Raw genomic sequence first — 11,487 nt, 5'->3', positions numbered from 1 at the left:
GCGAAGGCGAAACGCCTAGCGCTGGGCCGCTCGCGTCAGCCGACACCGAACAGCTCGCTGAGCCACGCCATCTGTTGGCGCTCCTGGTAGCCTTGCCCACCCTCGTGGTTGTTGAATTCGTATTCTACGATGGTCTTTTCGCCTGCGTAGGCATTGAATGCGCCATAAACCGTAGATGGCGGGCAGACTTCGTCCATCAGGGCCACCGAAAACAGCGCCGCCGCGTTGGACTGCCGGGCGAAGTTGACGGAGTCGAAATAGTTGAGCGTTTCAAAGACCGCCGCCTTCTTTTCGCGATGCTGCGCCAGAAACCGAACGATTTCAAATAGGGATCGCGCACGGCAGTCTGCACAGCGCGCGGAAAGTCGCACAGAAATGGCACGTCAGGCATGACGGCCTTGACGCGCGGGTCGATGCCGCCAACGGCGAGCGAAATACCGCCGCCCTGACTGTCACCGCAAACCGCGATGCGTTCGGGATCGACGAAGTTCAGCCCTAGGAGAGCATCTATCGCCCGCACCGCATCGGTGAACAGGCGCCGGTAATAGTAGTCATTCTTATCCAGCACGCCACGCGTCATGAAGCCGGGAATGGACGAAGTCGAGCCGACAGGATCGGCGGTCTCACCGACGCTCCAGTCGCTTCCCTGCCCACGTGTATCCATTCGGAAATACGCAAAGCCTGACGCCGCCCAATGCAGCTGCTCATGCGCCAAGCCGCGGCCGCCGCCATAGCCGATGTACTGCACGACGGGGGGAGCCGACCTGTGTTCTGTAGTCGGCAAGATCAGCCATCCTTTGATTGGATGACCGCCGTATCCCGGAAACGTGACGTCGAAGGACTGGACCGTCTTCAGTGTCGTCCGCGCCCGCACGATGCTGACCTCGCCGCCGGCCTGGCGCCCCATCTTGGCGGCAACGAGGACGGACGGCGGGGCAGCCACAGGATGGACATTTCAGCCCACATGGAAAATGATCATGTTGCCATGCACAACACTGCAGTGCTCTGATCTCGACGACAAGCCTTCGTAAAAGCGGATCAACCGACCTCCGGGTCCAGCGAGCGGGGACGCAAATGGACACCCCAGGGAATGGGCAATTGCATCGCGACGCGGGCGGGCGACCCCGTCGATCGGCCGGCTGGCTTGCCCGCGCCGCCGTGTCGGCGGCATTCCTGCTCGGCATGGCGTTCAGCAGCACTACGTTTGCGCAGGACCAGCAGCTACCCGTGGTGACGGCGGCCAAGCCGGTGGTGCGTGAAATCGTCGAAGACGACGAGTTCGTCGGGCGCTTCGAAGCCGTCGACCAGGTCGCCATCCGTTCGCGCGTCAGCGGTTATCTTGACAAGGTCAGCTTCCAGGACGGCGCACTGGTCAACAAGGGCGACCTGCTCTTCACCATAGACCAGCGTCCGTACCAGGCGGCTTATGATGCCGCCAAGTCGCAAGTGGACGTCGCCAAGAGTCTGCTCGAATTCTCCAAGATGCAGCTGGATCGCGCCGACGCACTCGCCAAGACCGGCAACATCTCGCCCGCGACGGTCGACGACCGCCGGCGGGAATACCTTTCGGCGCAGGCGCAGATGCAGGGCGCGACGGCTGCGCTGACGACGGCCAGCCTGAACATGGAATTCACCGAGATCAAGGCGCCCTTGTCCGGCCGCATCGACCGCCGGCTGGTGTCGGTCGGCAACCTCGTGCAGCCGGATTCCACCTTGCTGACGACCATCGTCACGCGCGACCCGATCGACTTCTATTTCGACGTCGATGAGCGCCTGTATTTCAGCTACGCCCGCGACGCGAAGACGCGTGGCGGCAGCATGCAGGAGGGCGCCGGCGGGCTCGATGTGGCGGTTCGCGTCGCCGACCGCGCGGAAGCGGTGTTCAAAGGCAAGCTCGATTTTGCCGAGAACCGGATCGACAACGCGACCGGCACCATGCGGGTGCGTGCGACGTTTCCCAACGCCGACGGCATTCTCCAGCCAGGCATGTTCGGGCGCATCAACGTGCCGGGGTCGCTGCCGCATAGCGGCGTGCTGGTGCCCGACGAGGCGATCGGCTCCGATCAGGATCGCCGCATCGTCTTCCTGGTGGATGAGGTCGGGATGGTGTCGGCGAAGCCCGTGCGCACCGGCCCGCTTCTCGACGGCTACCGGGTGATCCGCTCGGGCCTGACCGGCGGCGAGACGATCATCGTCAACGGGCTGATGCACGCCAGGCCTGGCACCAAGGTGAAGGTCGAGATGGTGACGTTGCCGCCCAAGGCCGAGACCGCCGGGTTGCAGCAATGAGGTTCGCACATTTCTTCGTCGACCGTCCGATCTTCGCGTCGGTCGTTTCGATCGTCCTGCTGATCCTCGGCGGGATTGCTTATACCCAGCTGCCGGTCGCGCAATATCCCGAGATCGCGCCGCCGACCATCGTCGTTCGCGCGCAGTATCCGGGCGCCGATGCCGAGACGGTCGCAGCGACGGTGGCAACGCCGATCGAGCAGGAGATCAATGGCGTCGAGGGCATGCTCTACATGTCGTCCTATTCGTCGGGCGACGGGGCGATGGCGCTGACCATCACCTTCAAGCTGGGCACCGATCTCGACAAGGCGCAGGTGCTGGTGCAGAACCGCGTGTCGGTCGCCGAGCCGCGCCTGCCCGAAGAAGCCCGCCGCCTCGGCATCACCACCACCAAGAGCTCGCCCGACCTGATGATGGTCGTGCACATGCTGTCGCCCGACAATACCTACGACCAGCTCTACGTCTCGAACTACGCCCGCTCGCGGGTGCGCGACATACTGCTCAGGCTCGACGGCATCGGCGATCTCATCATCTTCGGCGAACGCGAATATTCGCTGCGCATCTGGCTAGATCCGGAAAAACTGTCCGCCCTGGGGATGACCTCGGGCGATGTGGTGCAGGCGCTGCGCGACCAGAACGTCCAGGTGTCGGGCGGCTCGATCGGCGCGCCGCCGACCGGCACCGGCACGGCGTTTCAGTACACGGTCACCACGCAAGGCCGCTTCAACGACGCACGCGACTTCCGATACGTGATCGTCAAATCGACCGACGACGGCCGTCTGATCTCGCTGCAGGACGTGGCGCGCATCGAGCTCGGCGCCAAGGACTACGTCACCAACTCCTATCTCAACGGCAAGCCGGCGGTGGCGCTCGCCATCTTCCAGCGGCCGGGCACCAATGCGCTCGCCGCAGCCGCGGAGATCCAGGACAAGATGAAGGAGCTCTCCCGCGACTTCCCGAAGGGGTTGAGCTACGACATCGTCTACAATCCAACCGAGTTCGTCGCCGAGTCGATCCATGAGGTCTACAAGACGATTCTCGAGGCGATGCTGCTGGTCATCATCGTCATCATCGTCTTCCTGCAATCGTGGCGCATGGCGATCGTGCCGATCGTGGCGATCCCCGTGTCGCTGATCGGCACGCTGGCGGTGCTTTACGCCGCCAGCTTCTCACTCAACATGCTGACGCTGTTCGGCCTCGTTCTGGCGATCGGCATCGTCGTCGACGATGCGATCGTCGTGGTCGAGAACGTCGAGCGCAATATCGCCAGAGGGCTGGCGCCCGATCCGGCGTCGCACCTGACCATGGACGAAGTCGGAACGGCGGTCATCGCGATCTCGCTGGTGCTGATAGCCGTGTTCGTACCGACAGCCTTCATCCCCGGCATTTCTGGGCAGTTCTACCTGCAGTTTGCCATCACCATCGCGGTGTCGACAGCGATCTCGGCATTCAATTCGCTGACGCTTTCGCCGGCGCTGGCCGCACTGCTGTTCAAGCCGCACGACGCCGCGGCGGCGCCGCCGCGCTTTTTCCTGGCGCGGTTCGGACGGGCGCTCGGCGACGGCTTCAATCGCGGCTTCGACAGGGTCGCCCACTGGTATTCGAGCATCATTCGCGTGCTGGTCGGCTCGTGGATGACGATCGCCGCCATCGTGGCCGTTTTCGCGGCCCTCATCTACGCCACGGTCTACATGGTGCAGGCGGTGCCGCGCGGTTTCATTCCGTCGCTCGACCAGGGCTATGCGATCGTCGTCGTCCAGTTGCCGGACGGCGCCTCGCTGTCGAGGACCGATGCGGTCATTCAGCAGGCGTCGCAGATCATCCAGAAAACGCCAGGCGTCGACTACGCAGTCGCCTTCGCCGGCTTCTCCGGCGCGACCTTCACCAACGCCAGCAACGCGGGCGTGATCTTCGCCAGATTCAAGCCGTTTGACGAGCGACTGAAAGCCGGCCAGTCGGCGACCCAGGTCATCGGCAATCTGTTCGGCAGTCTGCAAAGCATCAAGGAAGCCTTCATTATCGCACTGCCGCCGCCGCCGATCCGCGGCGTCGGCAATGCCGGCGGTTTCAAGCTGCAGATTCAGGAGCGCAACAGCGCCGACATGCGGCAGATCCTGGCGCTTGCCTACGAAATCGCCGGCAAGGCCAACAAGACGCCGGGGCTGACGGGCGTGTTCACCACGTTCTCCGCGTCGAGCCCGCAATTCTTCCTGGCGATCGATCGCGACAAGGCGCGCATCCTGAACGTGCCTATCCCCAACATCTTCGAGACCCTGTCGATCAATTTGGGCACCGCCTACGTCAACGACTTCAACGCTTTCGGGCGCGTCTACCAGGTGCGGGCGCAGGCCGACCAGGCGTTCCGCCTCGATCGCGCCGACATCTTGAAACTGAAGGTGCGCTCGGCAACCGGCGCGCTGGTTCCGCTCGGCACGTTGATCGAGATCCGCGACGTCACCGGCCCGGCGCTGGTCCAGCGCTACAACATGTACGTCTCGGTGCCGCTGCAGGGCAACGCCGCGCCCGGCGTTTCCACCGGCGACGCGCTGGCATTGATGGAAGGGATCACGGCAAAGACGCTGCCGGCCGGTACCTCCTATGAATGGACCGAGCTCGCCTATCAGGAGCGCAACACCGGCAATGCCGCTGTCTATATCTTCGGACTGTCGGTGCTGTTCGTGTTCCTGGCGCTGGCGGCGCAATATGAAAGCTGGATGCTGCCGTTCGCCATTGTGCTGGTGGTGCCGCTCGGCGTGCTCGCGGCGTTGCTGGGCGTGACTTTCCGAGGGCTGGACAACAACATCCTCGTGCAGATCGGCCTCATCGTGCTGATCGGGCTTGCCGCCAAGAACGCGATCCTGATCGTCGAATTCGCGCGGCAGGCTCAGGAACGCGGCCTGTCGGCCGCCGAGGCTGCCGTCGAAGCCTGCCGGCTCAGGCTGCGGCCGATCCTGATGACCGCCTTCTCGTTCATCCTCGGCGTCGTGCCGCTGATGATCGCAACGGGGCCGGGCGCAGAAATGCGCCAGTCGCTCGGCACCGCGGTGTTCTCCGGCATGCTCGGCGTCACCTTCGTCGGCCTGTTCCTGACGCCGGTGTTCTACGTCACGCTCAGGTCGCTGTTTTCACGGCGCAAGCCCCGTGCCGAGGCCGGGCCTTCGGAGCCGGCAGAGGCGCCATCGGAGACGGCCGCCGAGTAGCGCAACCGCGACCTCCGGAGTCCTCGCTTGCGATGTCTGCTTTGAGGACGCTGCAGCTGATCTCTACGGCCTAAATAGGGCCGATAGCGGATGGACCGGTTCACAGCTGCTGGAGCACCATTCCAGCCTTTCGTTTCAGCATTTTGGCGAGTGACCGATTCCGACCCATTGCGGATACCAGCCAGAAGCGAATTCGAACCTCGCTTTACACAAATGAAATTGCGGCGAGTCCGCGCCGGAGCTTTCGGCTCATTGCGGACGTTAGCGGCGCGCTTCACAGGATTGCCACCTCATGAGCGAGCAATCGCTGACGGAGAATGTCTTCCCGGCCGGTGCCGACAGTGATCCGGATCCGACTAATGCATGTCGTCCAGAAGTGTACGCGGTTCTGGGACAACGACATGCATCAAAACAAGGACTTAATGTTATCGCACTCGGGGCCACCGCCGTCCTTCCGGTCGATATCAGTCGTGACGATAACCGGGACCACAGGATGCCGCCATGGAGCGTCGTTGCCATCCCGGCGACATCGTTGGCCTGCGGTGCAATCCTCGTCGGCGCTGCCGTCACCATTCTTCCATTGGCGCATCCCGAGGCGAGCAGTGGTGCGATCATGCTTGGACTGCTGTTGCAGGGTGCGGGCGCCGCCTTCACCCGCTGGGCCTCTGCCCGGCAGGTCGATCGCCATGGGCCAAGGGTTCCGACCGGTGCAGGCCTTGCGAGCTGCGCACTTGCCGCGGTCTGCCTGGCTCTCCCCAGCCAAGCCGCGATGCTTGCCGGGATGCTGCTGAGCGGGATGGCCTTCGGCGTGCTGCAGAGCGCAACCGTTGCTGACATTTTGTCGCGGGCCGCTCCCTCGCAGGCGGATGGCGCGGGGGCCTTGTGGAACGTGGCCTATGATGCAGGCTTGGGAGTCGGCGGACTGGCCGTCGCCGCACTTGCCACTTCGGTGGGCTTTAGTGTCGCATTCGTTGCGACCGCCGCCTTGTTCGCGCTCGTCACGCTGTTCGCTCTCAAGCCGGATGGGGGAATCGCCCAATGCTGAAACGCCAGTTCCTCATCGCGGGGGGCTCCATCCTCGCCTCCGCAGCGCTTCCAAGGAAAAGGAGAAAGCCATGACCCAGGTGGATGATCTAATGCAGGCAGACGTACCATCGTGGTGGTCGGCGCCACCAGCGAAGTCGGCGCCGCAGCGTCGGCAAGGCTGCAGCAACAAGGCCATCTAGTGAGGGGCGTGGCCCGCAGCCTGGGTGTTGCGCTCTCCGATCGCGGCGCTCTGAACCGCACCTTTGCTGGCGCGGACAGTGCCTATCTCATGATCCCTTTCGACGTTCAGGCGCGGGACCTTCACCGCTTCCAGCGCGATATCGGCAACCGGCTGGCCGAGGCGATCTCGGCCTCCGGCGTGCGTCGCGTCGTCCTTTTGAGTGGCCTCAACGCGCATGTCGGCGAGTTCGCGGACGCGCTGATCGAGACGGCGACGAGTTTCAACAATGGCGGGCGCTGGGCGCTCAAGGCGCCGGGCCCGCGCAACACCTCCCCAACCACCCTGGAACGCTGGGCCGACGATGTCTTCGGTGCATCGCGTCACGCCGCTTGAACTGACAACCACTTATTGAACAGGAGGATTCTGAAGATGAGAAAGCTGATCGAAACTACGCTGATGTCGCTGGACGGTGTGGTCGGCTCGCCGTGGGCCTGGACCGGGTCGTACTTTGACGCGGAGAGCCGCGGCCACGCGCTCGCCGCGCTGGACCGCTACGACGCTTTCCTGTTCGGTCGCGTCACCTACGAGACGTTCGCGGCGACCTGGTCGCAGGTGAGGGACGACGCCTACCTCGACCGGATCAACGCGATGCCGAAGTATGTCGCCTCGACGACCCTGCGCGAGACGACCTGGAACGCCACGCTGCTCAAGGGCGACGTCGTCGAGGAGATCCGCCGCCTCAAGCAGCAGCCGGGCAAGGATCTCATCAAGTACGGAACCGGCAAGCTGGATCGAACGCTCCTCGAGCACCATCTCATAGACGAGATCCAGGTCTGGATCATCCCGGTCATCGTCGGGACGGGGCAGCGCCTCTACGACGCAATCGACCCTGCAAGCCTCAAGCTCAAGCTCGAGGCGCAGAAGGTGTTCGGCAACGGCTCCGTCCTGCTGACCTACGTTCCGGAGCGATGAGGACCAGTTACGCGGGCCGGGGCTCTCGAAGGGCCAAGCCGGCGCAACACGGCCCCAAACCGGTCATCGTAAATGCAGAAACCCGTTCGCATAACGATTAGAGGCAGAACACATGTCGGCTGGTGTAGGAGGTGAAACCGCTAGCTCAACGACCAGTCATGGTGCGGCCGCTCGTCGCTTCGGTTAAGGTCCTTTCTTCCGCAGCTCTTTGACAATATCGAGAAAGGCCCGCAGTGCGGGCGGTACGGCTCGATGTCCAGGGTAGTAGACCGCAACTTCTTCTGGAGCGGGCACCCAAGCGGTCAGAATTTTGCGCAAACTGCCTTCGGACAAGGCCGCCTCGACGGCCCAATTGGCGACGTAGGCGACGCCCAGACCCCCTATTGCAGCTTCGACCATCAGCTCTTCGTCGTCGAGGACGATGGTGCCGTTTGCCTCGAGTGCGAGTTCCTGACCCGCGCGCTCGAACTCCCATCGATAGAGCTTGCCGCTGGGCATGCGGTGACCGATGCAATGGTGGCGCAGCAATTCCTCGGGGGTTCCCGGCTCGCCGAAGCGATCGAGATAGGCGGGCGAGGCGACACAGATGAACGTCAGCGGGCGCGCAAGCAACACGGTGATCATGTCCTTGGGGACCGATCCAAAGGGGCGCACGCCGGCATCGAAGCCGCCGGACACGATGTCTATGAGTCGCCCATCGACGACAATATCCACTGTCACATCAGGATGCAGCTCCGCCATCCGGGGAAGAGCCGTGCGAACGAGAAGGCCAGCCACCAGCCGCGGTGCGTTAATGCGGACTGTGCCCGCAACTTTGCCCCGAAAACCCGCGACGCTGTCGAGCGCCTCGTCCAGTGAGGCAAGCGCCGGTTGAAGGCGGCCAAGCAATCGGTAACCTGCTTCCGTCGGCGAAACGCTGCGTGTGGTGCGGTTCAGCAGGCGCACGCCCATACGTTCCTCGAGCGCTCGCATCGCATGGCTCAATGTCGAAGGCGCCGTGCCGATCTCGTCAGCTGCGCGTCGGAAGTTGCGGTGCGTGGCAACGGCCACGAAGGCGGTAAGGTCATTGAGCGAAGGGCGAGCCATTGATGGGGATTCTGCATCATCCCATGTCGATTTCAACGGCTAACACACGCAATCCGATTGCCTTATCTCTCACTCGCATAAAAACCGAGGCGGCTCAGCTCCGACCGCTGTCGCACCGCACCAGACTGAAAGGAACCCGAAATGCCTGCACGTGACGCCGTTTATCCTGCCAAACGCCACGCGTTATACGACATTCATAGATATTCCGCCGCCATTCGCTCGGGCGACCTTCTCTTCGTATCGGGTCAGGTCGGGAGCCGCAACGACGGCTCGCCCGAGCCCTTGTTCGAGGATCAGGTTAGGCAGGCCTTTGCCAATTTGCGCGAGGTCTTGGCCGCCGCCGGATGTAGCTTCGATGACGTCGTCGACGTCACCACTTTTCACACCAAACCGGACGAACAGATCGAAACGGTGCTGGCCGTCCGAGCCGAAGAGATTGGCCAACCTCCCTATCCGAACTGGACGGCAGTTGGCGTCAACTGGCTTGCCGGCTTTGATTTCGAGATCAAGGTTGTCGCCCGCATCCCGACGCCGGTCGACTGACGAATGCTGATCGGGTCGCAAGCAATGTACTGGTGCGAACGACCGTTTGGGAACGCGGTAATATAGCTGGACTCGTGTGTTCACCGGGCGCTTACATTAGGATCGGATGAGGCCATGCCATTCGAGCTGGTAAACGATCACTAGAACCGCAATGACGGCGTCCCCAATGCCTGGATGGCTCATGCACGATCTCTCTTACGCGGCAGCCCTCACTGCGTAGGCCGAAGCTGAGCCATTAATGTTCCCTGAGCTTAGCATGATGCCGAGCAGTTGGCTCAATGCAGCATCAACCCTGCGAATACGACAATAAGCTCCACAGAAAGCGGAACGGCAGGAGCCAGAGCAGTTCCAGGCCAGCGGATTGTTCAGTGTGCCTCATCTTGGGTCCCGGAGTAGGAGTGTGGGCTGCAAAAACGCGCCGTTTTACCAAGCGCTCCTTGGTCAGGCACACAGCCCCCAGACGACATAAGACCTAAGTCTGATCCCCGGGCGCATTGGGCCCTCGTCTTTTTTCACTGAAACATCAGCGCCGGAATATCATTGCTTTAGCGGACTGACGAAGACGATCCCCTATCGCGGTCCTGCTGGCCTAGCCGGCATTCACGATGGGACATAACTGATGGAGTGAACAAATGAAGTCGCTATTCACCAATTCTGTCGCAGGCCTGATGCTGTTGTCGGGCCTCAGCGTGGCAATCGCGGATACGGTGGTTCTAGCGCCGGAGCAGGAAACTACGATCCGAGAGTATGTGAAGAAGGAGCCGCTTGCGTCCATCAAGTTGCCAGGCGTTGAATTGAAGGTCGGTTCCACGGTGCCGGAGAAGGTCGAACTCCACAAAGTGCCGAACGTGAAATACGAGTACACCGTGATTGACGATCAGACCGTTGTCGTCGACCCGGAAACTCATACGATCGTCAAAATCCTTAAGTGACGGTCGTCTCTGGCGGGGAGCGCCGAACGCGGCGCCCCTCGTTTCTAACTGGGCCGCCTGTGCGCTACCGAGATCCCCAGACCCAAGGTCCATCGCAAGTTCTCCCAAATAGGCGGCTGGCTTTTTCTCTCCTCAATTCTGGCGCAATACTCGGCAGCGAGCCTATTGTCGCTGAGTAACCCGGCTGCCAAATCCTGTGTCGCCTCGATCAGCTAGGCCGAGCGGTTCAGCCTTGCCGACCGACCTTGCAGGACTGCCACCGGGAAGGAAACTTGAAGCGGCCGCCGGTCTTGATTCAGGTGAGCGCGCGGGCTTTGGAATTCCTCGACTGGTGGCAGCACGGATGCAACGACGATTTACATCGATCGACATCTGCCGCGCACCATCAGGTGGAGAGGCAAGGACGTGCGGCTCGAACCGTTTCTGGTGTGCCACGAAATTGTTGAAAAAGCTCTCTTGGATGAGTTCATTATCTGCACGCCCACCAAATCGCCTCGCGCGTCGAAAGAGACGCGGTCAGAGGAGCTGGCCTGAGCCTCGGCATCCCGTGCCGCTGCGCTAGCGATTAAAAAATTGAGATGCCGTGTCGGTTCTGCGGGCGGTCAACCGTCTTCAAGCAGACGCCACTCGCTGGACTGGCATCCCAACAACGAAAGGAATGATCGATGAGCAAGAGGATTTTTGTGAGCCTGCCAGTTACCGACGTGAAGGCGTCCATGGCTTTCTATGAATCCCTCGGCTTCAGGAACAATCCCAAGTTTACCAGTGAGACAGCTGCGGGGATGGTGTGGAGTGAAGAGATCAACTTCATGCTGCTCAGCCGGGAAAAATGGCAGACTATGACCACCCGCCCCATCCCGCCATCAACGTCTAGCGAGGTAATGCTGGCGCTTTCCCTGGACAGCCGCGACGCCGTCGATGCGATGGCCGCAGCAGCTGCTGCGAACGGCGGCACAGCTGACATCAATCCAGTTGAAGATCATGGGTTCATGTACACCCGAGACATTGCTGACCCCGATGGGCATGCCGTTGGCGCAATGTGGGTGGACGTTTCGGCAATGCCTTCGGGCGACAAGGCGGGCTGACATAGTTGATCCCGATCAGTCTCAAGGCCTGAGCACCAAACTATCTTTTTTCGTGGGTCGAAGTGAGGCGATCCACGCCGACTCGTCACGCGGCATGCTGTCGGTGAACGAGTGAAGCCAAAGATGGCAACTTGGCAGCAATTAAAGGCGCGCCACCCGCCATGCCCCAACCC

At 62.1% G+C, this 11,487-nt stretch carries 9 protein-coding genes and 1 pseudogene; 8 read left to right on the top strand and 2 right to left on the bottom strand.

Features of this window, described 5'->3' with window-relative positions; translation table 11 throughout:
- Window positions 1-35: 35 nt before the first annotated feature.
- Window positions 36-907 (bottom strand): annotated as a pseudogene (locus EJ071_RS14270) (acetylxylan esterase).
- Between the two features lie 275 nt (window positions 908-1,182).
- On the opposite strand from EJ071_RS14270, the gene EJ071_RS14265 reads away from it, so the two are divergent.
- The 5 genes from EJ071_RS14265 (at window position 1,183) to EJ071_RS14240 (ending at window position 7,668) form a co-directional block, all read left to right on the top strand.
- Window positions 1,183-2,289, top strand: a complete 1,107-nt coding sequence (locus EJ071_RS14265; RefSeq protein ID WP_245460327.1) for an efflux RND transporter periplasmic adaptor subunit — start codon at window positions 1,183-1,185, stop codon at window positions 2,287-2,289.
- Entirely contained in the window at window positions 2,286-5,489 is a 3,204-nt protein-coding gene (locus tag EJ071_RS14260) for a multidrug efflux RND transporter permease subunit (RefSeq protein WP_126098430.1), read from the top strand. The genes EJ071_RS14265 and EJ071_RS14260 overlap by 4 nt, the downstream gene beginning before the upstream one ends.
- Before the next feature lie 292 nt (window positions 5,490-5,781).
- Window positions 5,782-6,534: an MFS transporter gene (locus EJ071_RS38465; RefSeq protein ID WP_189521465.1), complete on the top strand. Its 753-nt coding sequence runs from the start codon at window positions 5,782-5,784 to the stop codon at window positions 6,532-6,534.
- A gap of 111 nt (window positions 6,535-6,645) precedes the next feature.
- The gene (locus EJ071_RS14245) at window positions 6,646-7,089 is read left to right on the top strand and encodes a hypothetical protein (RefSeq protein WP_245460233.1); all 444 of its coding nucleotides are present in this window, start codon (window positions 6,646-6,648) and stop codon (window positions 7,087-7,089) included.
- A gap of 36 nt (window positions 7,090-7,125) precedes the next feature.
- A complete protein-coding gene (locus EJ071_RS14240; protein WP_126098426.1) occupies window positions 7,126-7,668 on the top strand; it encodes a dihydrofolate reductase family protein in 543 nt (180 codons plus the stop codon).
- A 183-nt stretch (window positions 7,669-7,851) separates the two neighbouring features.
- Here EJ071_RS14240 and EJ071_RS14235 read toward each other — a convergent pair whose 3' ends face one another.
- Window positions 7,852-8,754 carry a LysR family transcriptional regulator gene (locus EJ071_RS14235; protein WP_126098425.1) on the bottom strand — a complete coding sequence of 301 codons (903 nt, stop codon included), beginning with the start codon at window positions 8,752-8,754 and terminating at the stop codon, window positions 7,852-7,854.
- A 141-nt stretch (window positions 8,755-8,895) separates the two neighbouring features.
- Between EJ071_RS14235 and EJ071_RS14230 the strand changes: the two genes are divergently transcribed.
- The 3 genes from EJ071_RS14230 (at window position 8,896) to EJ071_RS14215 (ending at window position 11,314) form a co-directional block, all read left to right on the top strand.
- Window positions 8,896-9,297 carry a RidA family protein gene (locus EJ071_RS14230; protein ID WP_126098424.1) on the top strand — a complete coding sequence of 134 codons (402 nt, stop codon included), beginning with the start codon at window positions 8,896-8,898 and terminating at the stop codon, window positions 9,295-9,297.
- A gap of 632 nt (window positions 9,298-9,929) precedes the next feature.
- A complete protein-coding gene (locus EJ071_RS14225; RefSeq protein WP_126098423.1) occupies window positions 9,930-10,229 on the top strand; it encodes a DUF1236 domain-containing protein in 300 nt (99 codons plus the stop codon).
- Window positions 10,230-10,894: 665 nt separating this feature from the next.
- Complete coding sequence (locus EJ071_RS14215) at window positions 10,895-11,314, top strand: VOC family protein (protein ID WP_126098422.1); 420 nt, start codon at window positions 10,895-10,897, stop codon at window positions 11,312-11,314.
- The last annotated feature ends 173 nt before the right edge of the window (window positions 11,315-11,487 follow it).

It is taken from the genome of Mesorhizobium sp. M1B.F.Ca.ET.045.04.1.1, from assembly GCF_003952465.1.
Lineage (GTDB): Bacteria > Pseudomonadota > Alphaproteobacteria > Rhizobiales > Rhizobiaceae > Mesorhizobium > Mesorhizobium shonense.
This window is presented reverse-complemented; position numbering and strand designations above follow the sequence as displayed.